17 protein-coding genes are annotated in these 18,868 nt (G+C 64.4%); 10 read left to right on the top strand and 7 right to left on the bottom strand.

The features are described from left to right. Positions 1 to 4: 4 nt before the first annotated feature. A complete protein-coding gene (locus IVB54_RS09380) occupies positions 5 to 3,163 on the top strand; it encodes a multidrug efflux RND transporter permease subunit (protein WP_247777172.1) in 3,159 nt (1,052 codons plus the stop codon). Here the strand turns inward: IVB54_RS09380 and IVB54_RS09375 are convergent. Both IVB54_RS09375 and IVB54_RS09370 read right to left on the bottom strand, forming a co-directional pair. Further along, positions 3,160 to 5,427 (bottom strand): cation:proton antiporter, encoded by a 2,268-nt coding sequence (locus IVB54_RS09375; protein WP_247295001.1) that lies wholly within the window; start codon positions 5,425 to 5,427, stop codon positions 3,160 to 3,162. The two genes, IVB54_RS09380 and IVB54_RS09375, sit on opposite strands and share 4 nt — an antisense overlap. 432 nt (positions 5,428 to 5,859) lie before the next feature. After that, entirely contained in the window at positions 5,860 to 7,032 is a 1,173-nt protein-coding gene (locus tag IVB54_RS09370; RefSeq protein WP_018454089.1) for an MFS transporter, read from the bottom strand. Between the two features lie 59 nt (positions 7,033 to 7,091). Between IVB54_RS09370 and IVB54_RS09365 the strand changes: the two genes are divergently transcribed. Both IVB54_RS09365 and IVB54_RS09360 read left to right on the top strand, forming a co-directional pair. Continuing rightward, positions 7,092 to 7,943 carry a helix-turn-helix transcriptional regulator gene (locus IVB54_RS09365; protein ID WP_026232669.1) on the top strand — a complete coding sequence of 284 codons (852 nt, stop codon included), beginning with the start codon at positions 7,092 to 7,094 and terminating at the stop codon, positions 7,941 to 7,943. A gap of 171 nt (positions 7,944 to 8,114) precedes the next feature. After that, on the top strand, positions 8,115 to 9,467 hold the full coding sequence (locus IVB54_RS09360; RefSeq protein WP_085351884.1) for a malonyl-CoA decarboxylase: 1,353 nt from the start codon (positions 8,115 to 8,117) through the stop codon (positions 9,465 to 9,467). A gap of 189 nt (positions 9,468 to 9,656) precedes the next feature. Here the strand turns inward: IVB54_RS09360 and tarD are convergent, their stop codons facing one another. The 5 genes from tarD to IVB54_RS09335 all read right to left on the bottom strand — a co-directional run bounded on the left by tarD (position 9,657) and on the right by IVB54_RS09335 (position 13,466). Next, complete coding sequence (tarD, locus tag IVB54_RS09355) at positions 9,657 to 10,826, bottom strand: D(-)-tartrate dehydratase (protein ID WP_085361487.1); 1,170 nt, start codon at positions 10,824 to 10,826, stop codon at positions 9,657 to 9,659. Positions 10,827 to 10,970: 144 nt separating this feature from the next. Continuing rightward, complete coding sequence (locus tag IVB54_RS09350) at positions 10,971 to 11,228, bottom strand: DUF3297 family protein (RefSeq protein ID WP_007613756.1); 258 nt, start codon at positions 11,226 to 11,228, stop codon at positions 10,971 to 10,973. Continuing rightward, positions 11,225 to 11,701 carry a glutathione peroxidase gene (locus IVB54_RS09345; protein WP_018454085.1) on the bottom strand — a complete coding sequence of 159 codons (477 nt, stop codon included), beginning with the start codon at positions 11,699 to 11,701 and terminating at the stop codon, positions 11,225 to 11,227. The genes IVB54_RS09350 and IVB54_RS09345 overlap by 4 nt, the downstream gene beginning before the upstream one ends. 2 nt (positions 11,702 to 11,703) lie before the next feature. Beyond that, a complete protein-coding gene (locus IVB54_RS09340; RefSeq protein WP_085395718.1) occupies positions 11,704 to 13,104 on the bottom strand; it encodes an amidase family protein in 1,401 nt (466 codons plus the stop codon). A gap of 104 nt (positions 13,105 to 13,208) precedes the next feature. After that, positions 13,209 to 13,466, bottom strand: coding sequence for a hypothetical protein (locus tag IVB54_RS09335; protein WP_007613759.1), 258 nt, complete (start codon positions 13,464 to 13,466; stop codon positions 13,209 to 13,211). 250 nt (positions 13,467 to 13,716) lie between these two features. Between IVB54_RS09335 and pqqA the strand changes: the two genes are divergently transcribed. From pqqA to IVB54_RS09300, 7 genes are all read left to right on the top strand, one after another. Further along, entirely contained in the window at positions 13,717 to 13,797 is an 81-nt protein-coding gene (gene pqqA, locus IVB54_RS09330) for a pyrroloquinoline quinone precursor peptide PqqA (protein ID WP_007595659.1), read from the top strand. Between the two features lie 118 nt (positions 13,798 to 13,915). Further along, a complete protein-coding gene (gene pqqB, locus IVB54_RS09325; RefSeq protein WP_085361488.1) occupies positions 13,916 to 14,845 on the top strand; it encodes a pyrroloquinoline quinone biosynthesis protein PqqB in 930 nt (309 codons plus the stop codon). Beyond that, on the top strand, positions 14,842 to 15,633 hold the full coding sequence (gene pqqC / locus IVB54_RS09320) for a pyrroloquinoline-quinone synthase PqqC (RefSeq protein ID WP_247295004.1): 792 nt from the start codon (positions 14,842 to 14,844) through the stop codon (positions 15,631 to 15,633). Before pqqB ends, pqqC begins: the two co-directional genes overlap by 4 nt. 10 nt (positions 15,634 to 15,643) lie before the next feature. Next, a complete protein-coding gene (gene pqqD, locus IVB54_RS09315; protein WP_247295006.1) occupies positions 15,644 to 15,955 on the top strand; it encodes a pyrroloquinoline quinone biosynthesis peptide chaperone PqqD in 312 nt (103 codons plus the stop codon). After that, on the top strand, positions 15,952 to 17,151 hold the full coding sequence (gene pqqE / locus IVB54_RS09310; RefSeq protein WP_018454081.1) for a pyrroloquinoline quinone biosynthesis protein PqqE: 1,200 nt from the start codon (positions 15,952 to 15,954) through the stop codon (positions 17,149 to 17,151). The genes pqqD and pqqE overlap by 4 nt, the downstream gene beginning before the upstream one ends. Then, positions 17,141 to 18,127, top strand: a complete 987-nt coding sequence (gene pip / locus IVB54_RS09305; protein ID WP_247361130.1) for a prolyl aminopeptidase — start codon at positions 17,141 to 17,143, stop codon at positions 18,125 to 18,127. Before pqqE ends, pip begins: the two co-directional genes overlap by 11 nt. A gap of 12 nt (positions 18,128 to 18,139) precedes the next feature. Next, positions 18,140 to 18,817 carry a DUF4286 family protein gene (locus IVB54_RS09300; protein WP_247295012.1) on the top strand — a complete coding sequence of 226 codons (678 nt, stop codon included), beginning with the start codon at positions 18,140 to 18,142 and terminating at the stop codon, positions 18,815 to 18,817. The last annotated feature ends 51 nt before the right edge of the window (positions 18,818 to 18,868 follow it).

Below are 18,868 nucleotides of genomic sequence, written 5' to 3'. Positions count from 1 at the left end.
TGCCATGATCTCAAAGTTCTTCATCGAGCGGCCGGTCCTCTCGAACGTCATCGCGCTGCTGATGATCCTGATCGGCGGCGTCGCGCTGTTCAACCTCGCGATCGCGCAATATCCCGACGTGGTGCCGCCGACAGTGCAGGTCACCACACGCTATCCCGGCGCCAGCGCCAAGACCGTGATCGACACAGTTGCCTTGCCGATCGAACAACAGGTCAACGGCGTCGAGGACATGCTCTACATGCAGTCCTACAGCGGCTCCGACGGCACCTATACGCTGACCGTGACCTTCAAGATCGGCACCGACCTGAACTTCGCGCAAGTGCTGGTGCAGAACCGCGTCTCCAGCGCGCTGTCGCAATTGCCCCAGTCGGTGCAGAACCAGGGCGTCACCGTACAGAAGCGGTCGACGTCGATCCTGCTGTTCGTGACGCTGACCTCGCCCGACAAGACGTTCGACAGCCTTTATTTGAGCAACTACGCCACCATCAACCTCCGCGACGAACTCTCGCGCCTGCCCGGCGTCGGCAACGTCACCGTGTTCGGCGCCGGCCAGTATTCGATGCGGGTGTGGCTCGATCCGAACAAGCTGCAGGTCCGGGGCCTGGTGCCGCAGGACGTCATCCAGGCGATCCAGCAGCAGAGCCAGCAGGTCTCCGCCGGCCAGGTCGGCGCACCGCCGACGCCGCCGGGTCAGGCGTTCCAGTACACCCTCAACGTCAACGGCAGGCTCGACGATACCACCGAGTTCGAGAACATCATTGTCAAATCAGGCACCAGCGGCGACGTCACGCGGGTGCGCGACGTCGGCTGGGTCGAATTGGGCGCGCAGACCTACAGCCAGATCTTCTCGCTCAACAAGCAGCCTGCCACCGGCATCGGCGTGTTCCAGTCACCCGGCGCCAACGCACTCCAGGTCGAGCAGGCTGTCGAGAAGAAGATGGCGCAGCTCGCCAAGGCCTTCCCGCAGGGCATGAAGTACGACACGCCGTTCGACACCACCAAATTCGTGCAGGCCTCGGTGCACGAGGTCTACATGACGCTGATCGAGGCCGGCCTGCTGGTGCTGGTCGTGATCCTGGTGTTCCTGCAGGACTGGCGCGCGATGCTGGTGCCGGCGACCACTGTGCCGGTGACCATCATCGGCGCCTTCGCCGCCATGGCCGCGCTCGGCTTCACCATCAACATGTCGACGCTGTTCGCGATCGTGCTAGCGATCGGCATCGTCGTCGACGATGCCATCGTCGTGGTGGAAGGCGCGGCCCACAACATCGAGCAGGGCATGAACGGCCATGACGCCGCGATCAAGGCGATGGACCAGCTGTTCGCGCCGATCGTCGGCATCACGCTGGTGTTGATCTCGGTGTTTTTGCCAGCGTCGTTCCTCGCCGGGCTCACCGGCCGCATCTATTCGCAATTTGCGCTGGTGATCGCGGCGACCGCGCTTCTGTCCGCCATCAACGCGGCGACGCTGAAGCCGACGCAATGCGCTCTCTGGCTGCGGCCGACGGTGCCGCCGGAGCAGCGCAACTTCTTCTATCGCGGCTTCAACGCGGTCTACAACCGCGTCGAGCGCGGCTACATCCGACTGATCGGCGTGCTGTGCAGGAACAGCACGATCTCGGTCGCGATCGCGCTGGTGCTGATCGGGATCGGCGGCTACGGGCTGTCCCGGGTACCGACCGGCTTCCTGCCGATCGAGGACCAGGGCTACCTGATCGCCGCCGTGCAACTGCCTGACGGTGCCGCGCTGGAACGGACCCAGAAGGTGCTCGACAGAGCGAGCGAGCTGATCAAGGACACGCCCGGAGTCCAGCAAGTCATCACCATCGCCGGCATCTCCGCGCTGGACAACAGCGCCAGCCTTGCCAATGCCGGCGTCGCCTACATTATCCTGAAAGATTGGGACGCGCGCAAAGGACCGGGCGAGGATCTGCGCTCACTGGTCTACGGGCTGAACGACAAGCTCGCGGCCATCATGGAAGCGCGCACGCTGGTGCTGCCGCCGCCGCCGATCCAGGGCATCGGCAACGCGGCCGGCTTCTCGATGCAGGTCCAGCTGCGCGACGGCAACAGCGATTTCGCCAAGCTCCAGGCCATCACGGGCGCGATGGTCAGCAATGGCCAGAGCCAGAGCGCGCTGCAGCGCGTCCAATCCTCGTTCCGCTCCTCGGTGCCGCAATTCAACGTCGAGATCGACCGCATCAAGACCCAGACGCTGCACGTGACGACGGACCAGGTGTTCGCGGCGCTCTCGACCTATCTCGGCTCGTCCTATGTCAACCAGTTCAACAAGTTCGGCCGCGTGTTCCAGGTCTACACCCAGGCCGATCCCGCCTTCCGCGTCACCGAGCGCGACATCGCCAACATGATGGTGCGCAACTCGAACGGCGACATGATCCCGATCGGCACGGTTGCCACGATCACGCCCGCCACCGGCCCGTCGCTGATCAGCCTCTACAATCTCTATCCATCGTCGACCGTGATCGGCCTGCCGGCGCAGGGCTACTCCTCTGGCCAGTCGCTGAAGCTGATGGAGGAGATCGCGGACAAGACGCTGCCGCCGGGCACCGGCTTCGAATGGACCGCGATGTCCTATCAGGAGAAGGCCGTCTCCAACCAGATCTACTGGGTGTTCGGGCTCGCCATGCTGCTGGTCTATCTCGTGCTCGCCGGCCAGTACGAGAGCTGGTACGCGCCGATCTCGGTAATCCTGGCGGTGCCGCTGTCGTTGCTCGGCCCCATGCTGATCCTCAACGCACTGAAGATCGACAACAACCTCTATTGCCAGATCGGCCTGATCCTGCTGATCGCGCTGTCGGCCAAGAACGCCATCCTGATCGTCGAGGTCGGGCTCGAGCTGCACGGCCGCGATGGCAAGCCGGTGCTGGAATCCGCGGTCGAAGCTGCGCGCGCCCGCTTCCGCCCGATCCTGATGACGTCGTTCGCCTTCATCCTCGGCGTGGTGCCGCTGGTGATCGCGACCGGCGCCGGTGCCAGCGCGCGCAAGTCGATCGGCATCACGGTGTTCTCGGGCATGCTGGCCTCGACCTGCCTCGCGGTGCTGTTCGTGCCGGCGTTCTTCGTGGTGGTGCAGCGCTTCGAGAACTGGCGTGCGTCGAAGAAAACGCCGAAGGCGGTGGCAGTGGCCGAAGTGAAATCCTAGGCTTTCTCCGTGGACGTCGGCCGCGCCTCCCCGCTCGAGACCAGGAGCACCGACACCTTCGCTTGCCTGAGCACGGCGTCGGCGACGCCGCCGAAGGAGAGATGATCGGCCTGGATGCGATCGACCCCCATCACCACGAGATCGACGGCGGTGGTCTCGATCTCGCGCAGGATCGCCGCTTCAGGCGCCCGGTTCGCGCGCAAGGTCGTGGTGATGTCGACCTCGTAACGGGCGGCGAGATCGCTGGCGTCCTTCAGGATGCCGGCCTCCTGGTTCAGACCACGCGAGGCGCCGCGCTGCGCGCCCTTGTCGCGCGTCGTCGCGACATAGATCACCCGGAGCGAGCCTGATCCCGCCTGCGCCAGCGCGACCGCGACCTCGGCGCCGCGCTTGGAGACGCCGCTGCCGGAGACCGGAACGAGGATGTTGAGCGCCTCGGGCGTCGGCTGCTTCAGGTGCTTGCCCTTGGCCGCCACGACCGCGAGCGGTCCCTCGAACTTCGCTGCGATGTCCTCGATCCTCCGATCGAAGCGATCCTTGGCGGCAGCAACCTTGTCGACGCCGATGACCAGAAGATCGAAGCCCTTGCGCGCTTCGTCGGCGATGGACTCGCCGAGCTCCGCACGCCTTGCCCGGGTGACGACGTCGACGCTGCCGACATCGCCATCGCCATGGGCCGATACGATCTCGGCGGCCTTCTTCACCACGGTTTCCGCGCTTTCCTCTTCATCGCGGCCCTTCTCCTGATCCTTGGCGCGCTTGCCGATGTGCAGCACGGTGATTGGCAAGCCGCGCATGCCGGCGATCAGGCCGGCGATGTGGGCAGCGAAGGTGGCGTTCACGCTCTCGTCCACGGCGAGCAAGGGGCGTTCGAGATTGCCGACGAAGCCGCGCTTCTCGAATTCTTCCCGCTCCAGGCGCTCTTGCTCGTCCTTGTTCATCGGCAGCTTTGCCAGCGCGGCGCGCAGCATCGGCGGCATCGCCATCGTGGTCACGATCGCCATGGTCACAATCATCGTGAACAGGTTCTGGCTGAGCACGCCGATCGAAAGACCGATGGTGGCGATGATCACCTCGGTCGAGCCGCGCGCGTTCATCCCGCTTGCGAGGGCCAGCGACTCCCTTGTGTTCAGCCCGCCCACGGTTCCGCCGACGAAGGCGCCGCCGAACTTGCCGACGCTGGCGATCACGACCAGCAGGCCGGTGAGCATCAGCAGATGGGGATCGCGCAGCACCGTGAGGTCGGCGCTCAGGCCGGCCAAACCGAAGAACACCGGCATGAAGAAGCTCGAGATCAGCCCGCGCAGCCGCTCGTCGATCTGCCGCGTCAGGATCGGGGACTCCCCGACCAGAATGCCGGCGACGAAGGCACCGAGCACGGTGTGGACGCCGATCAGATGCGTGACCAGCGCCATCGCGCACATCAGCAGCAGGATCACCGTGATGACCGGGGCGGTGCTGACGAGATTGTCGTTGGCCCATCGAATGAGCTGGAACACGATGCGGCGGCCGATGGTGAAGCTAATCGCGAGGAAGGCCAGCGTGCCCAGCACAGCTTTCGCCACCGAGGCGATATCCAGCGCGCCGTGCGAAGCGAGGCTGAAGATGACGGCGATGATGATCCAGCCGATGGTGTCGTCGATGACGGCGGTGGCGACGATGATCTGGCCGACATTGCGGCGCATGAAGTTCATCTCGCGCACAACCACCGCGACGATCTTCACCGAGGAGATTGACAGCGCCGTGCCCATGAACAGCGACGCAACCAGGCGGGCTTGCGGATTCGGCAACAGCGCATCTGGCAGGAATTCGCCGAGCGCAAAACCGCAGGCAAAGGGCACGAGGATGCCGGCAATCGAGATCGCGATCGCGGCCTTGCCGACCTTCCTGACCAGCTTGAGGTCGGTCTCCATGCCGGTCAGCAGCAACAGCAGCAGGATGCCGAACTGCGCGATGCCGTCGATCATCGCTTTCTGCTCGGGCGTTTTGGGGAAGATTGCCTGCTGTGCGTCAGGCCAGACCCAACCGAACAGCGAGGGACCGAGCAGGATGCCGGCGAGCAATTCGCCGATCACCGAGGGCTGGCCGAGGCGCTGCATGATCTCGCCGAGACCGCGGCCGACCGCGATCAACAGCACGATCTGGGCCACCAGCAGGAATTCCGAGGGACCGGCCGATTTGCCGCCCTCGGCGCTGGCCGCAACGGTGGTGAGGACAAGCGCCGCGGGGACAAGGCCGACCGGTCGGAGCAGGCTCCACTGCATGCAGGAATTTTACCCCTTCATCTGCCCCGGCGAGGTGCCGGGATGACGGGGATAGAACCCGCGGCAGGCAACAGGAGTTCCTTGACTTCGCGGCGGGTAAGGGGCCTCAACAAAAAAACGCGAAAACAACCCCATGCACAGTAGAGATGAGGTTGAAAAGACTGGAGAAAATTTCGTCTTTGCCGAAATCTAATTTCGCTTTGCCGAAAATGCTTGCCCCGTCGGGCAAAACACTGGCATGATGGCATCATCGGCAGACTACGCGAGCCGCCGCCACTCCCACGTCATTGCGGGCGCGGCGACTTGACAGCCGAACCTTTAGCGAAGGCGGAAGCAATCCAGAATCCGTCCGCCGAAAGATTCTGGATTGCTTCGTCGCTACGCTCCTCGCAATGACGGGATTGAAACGGGCGCGCGCCTCACGCCGATCCCTCACACCGCCTGCGGTGTCCTGATCTCGCGCGGGAGAATGATCGCGGCTGCGATCGCGAGCAGGCAGAGTGCGGCGAAGGCATGCAGCATGGTGACGAAGCCGCCCTGCTCGTAGAGCCAGGCGACCAGGCCGACCGAGGCGCCGGCCGCGGTGAAGCCGATGAAATAGCGCACGGCATAGGCGCGCGAGCGCCATTCCTCGCTGGTGTATTTGCCGACCATGGCGTCGTTGACCGTGACCTGTCCGAACGCGCCCATGACGATGCCGATCGAGACCAGGATCAGCGGCAGATTGGACAGGCTCGCGGCGAGATACAGGAACGGCGCCAGCATGAAGGACAGCGGCAGCGCCACTGTCTTCAGCGAATAGCGGTCGAGCAGCCGGCCGATCGTATACTGCGTCATCGCGCCGAACACGTAGACGCAGGCCGCGATGACGCCGAGCAGCGCCGGGCTTTTGGTGAGATCGGCAAGCCGCTCCGCGAACAGCTTTGGCAGCGCCACGGTGACGGCGTTGAACGTCGTGGAGATCGCGATCACCACGATCAGCAGCGACAGGATCACGCGCCACATGTCCTGCTTGGCGACCCGCGCCTGCGCTGCCGCCTGCTTCGAGCCCTTGCGGTCCTCGTGAACGACCATCGTCGCGAACGCGATGCCGATCAGGATGGTGACGATGCCGGGGACGATGAAGGCGAAGCGCCAGCCGAGATACTGGCCGATCACGCCGGTGACCAGCGCCGACGAAGCGACGCCGAGATTGCCCCAGACGCCGTTGATGCCCATCTCGCGGCCGAGCCTGTCAGCGTAGGAGACGATCATGGCAGTGCCGACGGGATGATAGATCGAGGCAAAAATGCCGATCGCGAACAGCGCCGCGCCGAGTTGGGCCGGGGTCTGCACGAAGCCAACCGAGATCATGGAGGCGCCGATGCCGACGAAGAAGATCAGCATCATGTGGCGACGGCTCCAGCGGTCGCCGAGCCAGCCGGTGAGCAGCGAGCCCGCGCCGAAGGCGACGAAGCCCGGCGTCGCGTAAGGCAGGAGTTCCGAATAGGCCATGCCGAGCGCCGGTCCCATGATGATCACCGCGGCGGCGAAAATCAGCATCGCGTAATGGTCGATGAAATGGCCCGCGTTGACGAAACTGATCACCCGGCTGGGGCTGTTCATGGGAATCCTCTCCTGCTCCGAAATGAGTTATATGTCTTGGGCATGACGGGATGCTGCCAATGACTGTCGTCGAGACGCCAATCCTCCGGGCGGTCCGGAGCAATCATCGCTCGCCCGCGGGCGTGCATCTGGTCGCACGCGACTATCCCAAGGGCATGCGGATCGATCCGCATATGCACCGCGAGGCACAGCTGATCTATGCCGCCAGGGGCACCATGCAGGTGACGACGCCCGGAGGGCGCTGGCTGGTGCCGCCGGACCGCGCGGTCTGGGTCCCCGCCGGGCTCCAGCACGCCATCGATCTGCTCGCCGACATCGAGATGCGGACGCTGTATTTCGACTTGGCCTGGCTGAAGCGCGCGCAGCGCCATGAGGGACTGACCAAGGAATTCGTGGTGCGGGTGTCGCCGCTGCTGAACCAGGCGATCCTCGCGCTGTTCGACGCGCAAAATACCGAGGAGCGGACCGATCTGCTGGTTCGGCTAGTGATGCTGGAACTGGTCCGGGCCGAGGATTCCGCGACCTTCGTGCCGCTGCCACACGAGCCGCGCTGCCGGCGCGCGGCCATGATCGTGCTCGACGATCCCACCGGCCTGCACGACATCGACGCGCTGGCGCGCGAGGTCGGAACCTCCGCGCGCACACTGTCGCGGCTGTTTTCGACAGAGACGCAGCTGAGCTTCAAGAGCTGGTGCCAGCGTGCGAGGATTGCGGCGGCGATCCAGCGGCTGTCCACCGATGCCAATGTGTCCGTGAAGCAGCTCGCGACCCAGCTCGGCTATGCCAGCGTACCGGCGTTTTCGGCCGCGTTCCGTCAGGTGACGGGACGGACGCCGACGGAGTTTGCCACACACTCGGTGTCATCGCCCGGCTTGACCGGGCGATCCAGTACTCCGAGACGGCGCGGCTAGAAGCGAAAAGCTGCGGCGTACTGGATGCCCCGGTCAAGCCGGGGCATGACAACTCACTTGGGGCGCATAGCCCCGCTAAACTTGCCAAAATCCCCCGCTTGATTGTGATCGGATTCCGCCCAAATCCCGTGTAAGATTCCCGCACCGCACAAACCCGACACGAAAGCCCCGATGGCCAACGCCTTCTTCTCCGACTTACTTACTACCATCTCCGAGCGCGGCCGCACGCTGCTTCGCCGCGGGGATTCTGCCGACACCAAGCCGGACGCCGATGGGCTGATCGAGCTCTGTGGCGCGCTGCTGTCGGGCCGGGGTGAAGCTTCCGGCACCGCCATGGCGCGTGAGGTGCTCGACATCTACCAGGACCTGGATGCGGCGGGACGTCGCGCCTTTTTCGAAGCCCTGGTGCGCGATTTCGGCCCGGATCGGGAACGCCTGTCCAAGGCGATCGAGACATGGCGCGCCAAGCCGGCCGACGAGGATGCCAGCGCCCTGCACTTCGCCTCCGAGCCGCGCCGGCAGGAGCTGATCCGCCGCCTCAACCGCGCACCCGGCGGCACCGGCGATCTCGTCAAGATGCGCGCCGACCTGCTCGACATGATGAACAGGCACGCCGATCTCGCCGCACTCGATCGCGACGTTTCGCATCTTCTCTCGTCATGGTTCAACAGGGGGTTTCTCGTGCTGCGCAGGATCGACTGGTCGACCCCGGCCAACATCCTCGAAAAGATCATCCGTTATGAGGCCGTGCACGAGATCAGCGACTGGGACGATCTGCGCCGCCGCATCGATCCGGTCGACCGCCGCTGCTACGCCTTCTTCCATCCCGCGATGGTGGACGAGCCCCTGATCTTCGTCGAGGTCGCGTTGACCGAGACGATCCCCGGCGCGATCGCGCCGCTGCTCGCGGTCGATCGCCCATCCGTCCCGATCGAGCGCGCCCGTACCGCCGTGTTCTACTCGATCTCCAACACCCAGCGCGGTCTGGGCGGCATCTCCTTCGGCAGCTTCCTGATCAAGCAGGTGGTGGAGGAGCTGCGCCGCGAATTGCCCAAGCTCGACAATTTCGTGACGCTGTCGCCGGTGCCGGGCTTCATGCCATGGGTGAAGCAGGACAAGGATTTGCCGCTGTCGGACGAGGACCGCGAGATCCTGAAGCGCCTCGACGATCCCAAATGGTTCGAGAACCCCGAGACAACGACACTGCTACGTGGCGTGATCGAACCGCTCGCGGCGCACTATTTCCTGAAGGCGCGCACACCCAAAGGCAAGCTGATCGACTCCGTCGCGCGCTTCCATCTCGGCAATGGCGCCCGCCTCGAGCGCATCAATTGGTTAGGCGATCTCTCGCCGAAGGGCGTGCGCGAGTCCGCCGGCGTGATGGTCAACTACCTCTACCGCCTCGACGACATCGAGAAGAACCACGAAGCCTACGCCAATGACGGCGAAGTCGTGGCCTCGAGCGCGGTGAAGAAGCTCTTGAAGGGCGAAGGGCGGCGGCTGTTGGATATGCGACTGTCGTAAGGGACGACCTCGGCTGATTGCGTTGGTTCGTCCACAATCTCGGTGTCATCGCCCGGCTTGACCGGGCGATCCAGTATTCCAGAGGCCTCCGTTGAAGCGCTCGCTCTCGCCACATTCGCCACGGCGTACTGGATGCCCCGGTCAAGCCGGGGCATGACAGCGGAAAGCATGGCGTGGCCGTCGCGCCCCCTACTCCGCCAGCGCCTTCATCTCCTTGTAGAGATCCGACTTGCCTTCGAAGCCGATGCCTGACAGCTCCGGCATGGTGATGTGGCCGTTCTCGACGCGGACGCCGTCGGGGAAGCCACCATAGGGCTGGAACAGGTCGGGGTAGCTCTCGTTGCCGCCAAGGCCTAAGCCGGCTGCGATGTTGAGCGACATCTGGTGGCCGCCGTGGGGGATGCAGCGGCTCGGCGACCAGCCATGAGTTTTCAGCACCTCCAGCGTGCGCTGGTATTCGCACAGGCCGTAGGACAGCGCGCAATCGAATTGCAGCCAGTCGCGGTCGGGGCGCATGCCGCCGTAGCGAATCAAATTGCGGGCATCCTGGTGGCTGAACAGGTTTTCGCCTGTTGCCATCGGGCCCGGATAGAATTCGGCGAGGGCTGCCTGCAGCGCGTAATCCAGGGGATCGCCGACTTCTTCGTACCAGAACAAGGGATAATCCCGCAGCATCTTGGCATAGGCGATGCCGGTCTCGAGATCGAAGCGGCCGTTGGCGTCGACGGCGAGCTGCGCGTCCTTGCCGATTTCCTTCAGCACCGCTTCGATGCGGGTGCGGTCGTCCTCGATATCAGCACCGCCGATCTTCATCTTCACGACGTTGTAGCCGCGATCGAGATAGCCTCGCATCTCGCCGCGCAGCATCGAGAGGTCCTTGCCGGGATAGTAGTAGCCGCCGGCAGCGTAGACGAACACGCGCGGATTGGCTTTGACGCCGTGACGCTCAGCCAGCAGGCGAAACAGCGGCTGGCCCGCAATCTTCGCGACCGCATCCCACACCGCCATGTCGATGGTGCCGACCGCGACCGAGCGCTCGCCGTGACCGCCCGGCTTCTCGTTGGTCATCATCGCGGCCCAGACCTTGTCGGGGTCGAGATTGTCGCCGGCCGCGTTCAGCAGCGATTTCGGATCGGCCTCCAGGATGCGCGAGGCAAAACGCTCGCGGATCAGGCCGCCCTGCCCGTAGCGGCCGTTGGAGTTGAAGCCGTAGCCGACGACGCGCTTGCCGTCGCGAACGACGTCGGTGACGACGGCCACGAGGCTCGTCGTCATCTTGGTGAAATCGATATAGGCGTTGCGGATCGGCGAAGAGATCGGCTTCGTGATCTCGCGGACGTCGACGATGCGGACGGACATGGGGTTTGGCTTTCTGCGGGCTCCCTCCTCTCGTCATGGCCGGGCTTGTCCCGGCCATCCACGTCTTAGCCGCTCGAAGAACGTGGATGCCCGGGACAAGCCCGGGCATGACGGCGTGCCCCAAGCACGCTTCGCATTCCAAAACTACTTCTTATCCCTGAAATACGGCTCGACCGGGCCGTGCACCTTGATGGTCAGCGGGTTGCCGTGGCGGTCCTTGGCGTTGCCTGCGGTGACGCGGACCCAGCCTTCGCTGATGCAGTATTCCTCGACATTGGTCTTCTCGACACCCTTGAAGCGGATGCCGACGTCGCGCGCCAGGATGTCCGCATTGTAAAAGGGGCTGTTCGGATCGACCGAGAGGCGGTCCGGAAATTCGTCGCTCATGATTGTCTCGCTCATAACAGGGTCTCGATTTGCTGCCGCAATCCTTCGGGCCGCGCGGTCGGCGCATAGCGCGAAACCACCTTGCCGGCGCGGTCCACCAGGAATTTCGTGAAATTCCATTTGATGGAGGCGCCCAGCAGGCCGGATTGCTGGCGTTTCAGGTACTCATACAACGGATGGGCATTGCTGCCGTTGACGTCGATCTTCTCGAACAGGGGAAAGGTGACGTCGTAATTGGTCGAGCAGAACGCCTGGATCTCGCTCGCCTGCCCTGGCTCCTGCGCACCGAACTGGTTGCAGGGAAAGCCGAGCACCGAGAAGCCGCGCGGGGACAGGTCGCGATGCAGATCCTCCAGCCCGCGATATTGCGGCGTGAAGCCGCATTTGCTCGCGGTGTTGACGATCAGCAGCACCTGCCCCTCGAAGCTGCGCATCGGCACTTCTTCGCCGAGAAGCGAGTTGGCCTTGAAGTCGTAGATCGCGGACATCGCTAACCTACGGGATCGATCGGCGACGGCGGCACGCCGCCCGCCTCGATCGCCTCGCCTGCGAGCAGGCAGAGATCCTCGCGATAGCGGCCCGACACGATGTGCACGCCGACCGGCGCCTTGCCGACGAGGCCCGTGGAGACCACGAGGCCCGGCAGGCCCATGAAGGGAATGGCGATCTGCGGCAACTGCGCTTCCCAGACGCGTTTGAAGGAAGAGTCGTCCTTGCGGTCGAGATGATCGGGGAACGGCAGTTCGCCGGAGACCGGCGTCAGCAGCACGGCATAGGTCTCGAAGAACAGCATCCAGTCGCGGGTCAGCGTGGCGCGGCGGGTCAATGCCTTGGCGTAATTGGCCTGGTCCATCGGCGTGACCCTGGCACGGTTGCCACGCAGGCACGCCAGCGCGCCGGGATCGCCTTCACGCTCGGCCATCTCGAGCTGCGCCTCATAGCCGTCGCCGAGCCAGAGCTTGATCTGCCACTCGACCGCTTCGCGCATCGGCGGGGTGTTCTCGATTGTCTCGACGGTCCAGCCGGCCCGTTCGAGCCGCTTGCCGGCGTCGATGACGGCGGCCTTCACCTCGGGCGCGCTGGCCAGGCCGTCCGGGTCGAGACAGAGCGCGGCGCGCTTCGGCCGCGCGGGGCCTTCCAGCGGCACCGGCACAAACCAGGGATCGCGGATGTCGCGGGCCGACATGGCCGCGAGCGAAATCCTGATGTCGTTGACGGTGCGCGCCAGCGGCCCCGACACCGCCATGATCTGCGGCCCGATCGGGCGCTCCGGCAGGGCCGGATTGAAGGCCGGGATGCGGCCCAAGGTCGGGCGCAAGCCATGCACGCCGCAGGCATAGGCGGGATAGCGGATCGAGCCGGCAATGTCGGTGCCATGGGCGATATGGCCGATGCCGGCCGCGACCGCCGAGCCCGCGCCGCCGGACGAGCCGCCCGGCGTCAGCGAGGCGTCGCGGGGGTTCTTGGTGTCGCCGTGGACCAGGTTGGTGGTGAACCAGCGATAGGAAAAGGCCGGGCAATTGGTGCGCCCAAGCAGAACGGCGCCGGCTTTGCGGAAATTGGCGACCACCGGATTGTCCTCGCGCGCGATCAGGTCGCGCTGGAGTTTGAGGCCGTTGGTGGTGGCAAAGCCCTCCTGGTCGACATTGGCCTTGATGGTGACGGGCACTCCGGCCAGCACGCCGGGGTCCTCGCCCCTGGCGATGGCGGCATCGACGGCGTCGGCCTGCTTGAGCACGTCCTCGGGCCGGTGGTCGATCACGGCGTTGAGGCTCGGATTGACCGCGTCGAGCCGGCCGAGGCCGGCCTGCGCGGCCTCCCTGGCGGAGACCTTTTTGGTTTTGACGAGATCGGCGAGGTCGGCCGCCGACAGGCGCCAGAGATCTTGCATGACTTGCTCCGTGTAACCGGCGTCTTTTAGCCCCGGGAACGCGGCAAAGCCATGCGGATTTCGCAGGGATTCCTCCGCCATTGCGACGGTGGCGAGAGCAAGCCTTAATGCCGGGTGGCGGACTGGTCCGGAATGTCCAGGAGTGCCTCGGTGAAGGGGAATTCGAGCACGATCTCGCCTTCCCGGTCGGTGACCTCGATGACGGCCTCAAGCAGGGCCGGCTGGGTGCCTTCCGATCTCAGCACCTCCAGAATCATCTGGCGGGCAACCTCCCAGGCGCGATCGGGATTGCGCAAATCCTCTCCCTCAGGATCCACGATCAGTTCGTCGCCGATACGGGTGTTGAAGAAATATCTGGGCATCACGAAGTTCCAGTTGGGTCGCCTGTACCGGATTGAAAGCTGCACTGCACTCACAACCGCTTTATCAGGAGAGGGTTCGCGACCGAATGCGCCGGGCGCAAGGCAGCATCACCAGCAAGTATCGTTCCGGCAGCATTTTTTGCGCCGCAACATGGCTTTCTCGGGAAAATTTCACTGGCGAACTTTTCCACCCACACTAACTTAAGGATTGGGCGGATACGTCCGAATTCTCGAAAATGGAGAGCCGAAAATGGCCTGGAAAGCCCCGAAGATCGTCGAAGTGCCCTGTGGCATGGAAATCAACATGTATGTGAGCGCCACCCGCAAGTAAGCGGTTGGTGAGTTCGCGTTCTGCGCAGGTGGATCTTTCGGTCACGATGCATGTCCGGAAGACAGGATTTGTGTTTGCGTGAGGTCCACCTCGCGACATTGCCTCCAGGAGACGGATCATGCTTCGCGTCGTCGTCCTGGGCGCCGCAGCCGGCGGCGGAGTGCCGCAATGGAATTGCGGCTGCGAGGGCTGCCGGACGGCCCGTGATAACGGCCAAGAGCTGCAACGGACCCAAGCCTCGGTCGCCTTCAGCGGCGACGGCGAGCACTGGTTCTTGATCAACGCCTCCCCCGACCTCCGCCAGCAATTGAATGCGACGCCACAGCTGCATCCGAAGGCAGGCGCGCTGCGCCATACGCCGATCGCAGGCGTGATCCTGACCAACAGCGAGGTGGACGCAGTGGCCGGCCTGCTGTCGATGCGCGAGGGTTCGCCCTTCACGGTCTATGCGCACGAGAAGGTGCTGGCGATCCTGAAGGCGAACAGCATCTTCAATGTGCTGAACGAGAAAAACGTGCAGCGCCTGCCGGTCGACATCAATGAGCCGTTCGAGCCGCGGCTGCCGGACGGGGCGCGCTCAGGACTTGAGGTGCTGCCCTTCGCGGTCTCGGGCAAATCGGCCTGGTACCTGGAAGGCAAGACGCATCCGGGCGGCGACAGCGGCGAAGGCGATACGCTGGGGCTGAAGATCACCGACAAAGCAACCGGCAAATGCTTCTACTTCATCGCCGCCTGCGCCGAGGTCACCGACGCGCTCAAGGCCGAGATCGACGGCGCTGCGCTGGTGTTCTTCGACGGCACGGTGTGGCAGGACGACGAGATGATCAAGGCCGGGCTTAGCCACAAGACCGGCAAAAGCATGGGCCACGTCGCGATGTCCGGCGACCACGGCGCCATCGCGCGGCTCGCCGACCTCACACTCGACAGGAAGATATTTCTGCATATCAATAATTCGAATCCGGCGCTGCTGCCCGCTTCCCCGGAGCGCAAGGCCGCTGAAGCGGCGGGCTGGCAGATACCCGCGGACGGAACGGAGATCGTGCTGTGAATGCCGCGTCACTGACTGGAATGACCGCGCTCTCGATCGGCAAGGACATCAGGCTCACTAGCGCCGAGGAGCTGGAGGCGGCGCTGCGTCACATCGGTGCGACGCGCTATCACAGCCTGCATCCGTTCCATAGACTGCTGCATGGCGGCAAGCTCAACAAGGGCCAGGTGCAGGCCTGGGCGCTGAACCGCTACTATTACCAGAGCACCATCCCGATCAAGGACGCGGTGGTGATCTCGCGCTTCCGCGACCGCGCCACGCGGCTGGAATGGCGCCACCGCATCGAGGATCATGACGGCGACATCGGCTCCGAAGGCGGTATCGAGCGCTGGCTGAAGCTGACCGAAGGCCTCGGGTTGGACACAGCTTACGTGGAATCGACCGAAGGCATCCTGCCGGCGACGCGCTTTGCGGTGGAAGCCTATGTGCACTATTGCCGCGAGAAGTCGCCGCTGGAGGCGATCGCGTCCTCGCTCACCGAATTGTTCGCGCCGAACCTGCACGAAGAGCGCATCTCCGGGATGCTGGAGCACTACGACTTCGTCAATCCTGATATCATGAGCTACTTCAACCGCCGGTTGGCGCAGGCGCCGCGCGACGCCGGGTTTGCGCTCGACTATGTCAAGGCGCATGCCACCACGCCCGAGCAACGCGCGTCCGTCTGCAATGCGCTGATCTTCAAGACCAACGTGCTATGGGTGCAGCTCGACGCACTCCAGCACGCCTATGTCGAGGGCCACATTCCGCCGGGCGCGTTCGTGCCCCAAGAACACCAAAAGGCGAGCTAAGGAACGAGCGATGGCCGAGCCGCGTCACATCAGCGTCAGCGAGACCAGCCGGCCGGTTCTGCCGCGGCACGCCAAGCTGAAATATGACGAGACGCGAAAAGTCTGGGTGATCCTGGCGCCCGAACGCGTGCTGGCGCCGGACGAGATCGCGGTCGAGGTCTTGCAGCTCTGCGACGGCGAGCGCAATGTCGGCGAAATGTCCGACCAACTCGCGGCAAAATACGCCGCGCCGCGCGAGGCGATCCTGGCCGACGTCATTGTCATGCTGCAGGATCTCGCCGACAAGGGCTTTCTCACGGAGGCCCGGGAGAAGACGTCATGAGCGATGTGCTCGGCAATCCCACCATCCCGCCCGACGCCAGCGACAGCCTCGCGGTGCTGGAGAAGAGCCGCTCGACGGCAGAGACATTCGGCATTCCGCTCGCCGTGCTGCTCGAGATCACCCATCGCTGCCCGCTGCAATGTCCCTACTGCTCCAACCCGGTCGAGCTCGACCGCTCGGGCAAGGAGCTGACCACCGAGGAATGGAAGAAGGTATTGAGCGAGCTCGCCGAGATCGGCGTGCTGCAGGTGCATTTCTCCGGCGGCGAGCCGACGGCGCGCAAAGACCTGGTCGAACTGGTCAAGCATGCGAGCGACGTCGGGCTCTACACCAACCTCATCACCTCGGCGGTGCTGCTGACGCGCGAGCGGCTGAGCGAACTTGCCGATGCCGGGCTCTGCCACGTCCAGATCAGTTTTCAGGGCGTTGAAGAAGCCCTCGCCGACCGCGTCGGCGGCTACAAAAACGGGCACCGCAAGAAGCTCGAAGTCGCAAAATGGACGCGCGAGCTCGATTTGCCGCTCACCGTGAATGCGGTGATGCATCGGCAAAACCTGCACCAGCTGTCTGATATCATCCAGATGTCGGTGGACCTCGACGCCGACCGGCTCGAGGTCGCCAATGTCCAATATTACGGCTGGGCGCTAAAGAACCGCGCCGCGCTGATGCCGACGGTGGCGCAGCTCGACGAGTGCACCCGCATCGTCGAGGAGGCGCGCGAGCGGCTGAAGGGCCGGCTCACGATCGACTATGTCGTGCCCGATTATTACGCGCTGCGGCCGAAGAAGTGCATGGGCGGCTGGGGTCGGCAGTTCTTCAACATTTCGCCGGCCGGCAAGGTGCTGCCCTGCCACGCCGCCGAGAGCATCACCGGGCTCGACTTCGAATCCGTGCGCTCCAACCATTCGATCGCCTGGATCTGGCAGAACTCGGACGCCTTCAACCGCTACCGCGGCACCGGCTGGATGAAGGAGCCGTGCAAGAGTTGCGAATTCCGGGAGATCGATTTCGGCGGCTGCCGCTGCCAGGCCTTTGCGCTGACCGGCGACGCCGCCAACACCGATCCCGCCTGCGCGCTGTCGCCGCTGCACGAGACCATCTTCAAGCAGGCCGAGCGCGAGGCTGAGGGCGAAACCAACCGCTTCCTCTATCGCAATTTCGCCGGCGGCACCCTGGAATCCGAGAATGGTGCCTGACGCCGACGCGGCCAGCTCAGTCAAGCGCGCCGATCCCTTTGCACCGCTGACCTCCGAAATGCTCGACGTCGGCGACGGCCACGAACTCTATGTCGAGAGCGTCGGCCGCACCGACGGCATCCCCGCGGTCTATCTGCATGGCGGCCCCGGCAGCGGCTGCCAGCCCGACCACCGCCGCCTGTTTGATCCCGACCGTTTCCATGCCGTGCTGTTCGACCAGCGCGGCTGCGGTCGCAGCCGGCCGAAGGGATCGCGCCAGCACAACACCATACAGCATCTGATCGCGGACATGGAAAAGATCCGCGAGAAATTCGGCGTCGCGCGCTGGATGGTGGTCGGCGGCTCCTGGGGCGCGACGCTGGCGCTGGCTTATGCGCAGGCGCATCCCGAGCGCGTCTCCGGAATTGCGCTGCGCGCGACCTTTCTCGGCACGCGTGCTGAAGTCGAGATCGCCTTCACCTCGCGCCTGTCGCAATTCTACCCCGCGCTCTACGACGATTTTCTGAGCGTGCTGCCGGTCGAGGAGCGCGCGCAACCGGTGGAAGCCTACTATCGCCGCATCCTCGATCCCGATCCGGCGGTGCATGGCCCGGCCTCGCGCGCCTGGCACGATACCGAACGCGCCTTGTCGGAGCACAAGGCGGCAAAGACACGGCTGGATCTGGCGTCGCTGAACGTGTGGCGCACATTGCCGGCGACGCCGTTCATGGAGGCGCATTATTTCGTCCAAGACAGCTTCATGACGGAGAACGAGTTGTTGCGGAACGCCGGCAAGCTCGACGGCATTCCCGGCATCATCGTCCAGGGCCGCTACGATCTGTTGTGCCCTCCCGAGACATCGCAGGCGCTCGCGAAAGTGTGGCCGGGTTCCGAGATTCGCATCGTGGAAGAAGCCGGCCATTCGCTCTATGATACCGGCGTGCGGGACGCGGTCATGAAGTCGATCGCAGATATCGCTTCGAAGATTTCGCGATAGCGGGACAAGAAAATGCCACTCGCCGGGAAGGGCATGTTGCTCACGTCGATGAATATCGACGTTCCAAATGAACCCGATTTCAACCGCTGGTACGATCGCGAGCATCTGGAAGAGCGCGTTGCGATCGAGGGCTTTCTCGAAGCGCGGCGCTATGTCGCGCACGCCGCCAATCCCAAATATCTCTCGCTGTATTCAACCGCGACGCTCGACGTGCTCGACAGTCCCGCCTACCGGGCGAGGCTCGCCAATCAGACCGAATGGTCGCGGCGGAGCATGGCGCATTTCAAGGACATGCTCCGCGTGGTCGCCCGCATCACGATCAGCAACGGTACCGGACGCGGCGCGGCGCTCGGCCTCGTGCGGCTGCGGCCGACGCCGGACAATGCAGTCGCGTGGCGTGACGCACTGCAAGAACGGCTGGCGCCGGAAAAACACGACGGCATCATCTCCATGCATCTGCTCGAAAGCGAGCCGGAACTATCAGGCGCGACCGCGGATATTCCGGCGGTGCGCAACGAAGGCGCGCGCGACTGGTTCGTGCTGATCGACGGCACGCATGTCGGCGCGGTCTCGTCCGTGATCGCCGAGCGCTTCACCGGCCCTGCCGCCTCGCCATTCCCGCTTCCCGTGTCGGTCGGCTCCTACTGCCTGATGTGGGACCTCGCGAAGAGCGACATCGCGCGCAACTAAGCCATCGGACGCATCGCAACATGCTGCACCGCCACATACTGCGCACGGCCG

The sequence above is a fragment of the Bradyrhizobium sp. CW1 genome, assembly GCF_023100665.1.
Lineage (GTDB): Bacteria > Pseudomonadota > Alphaproteobacteria > Rhizobiales > Xanthobacteraceae > Bradyrhizobium > Bradyrhizobium canariense_D.
Note: the sequence above shows the minus strand (reverse complement) of the source record. Positions and strands in the feature narration are given on the sequence as shown.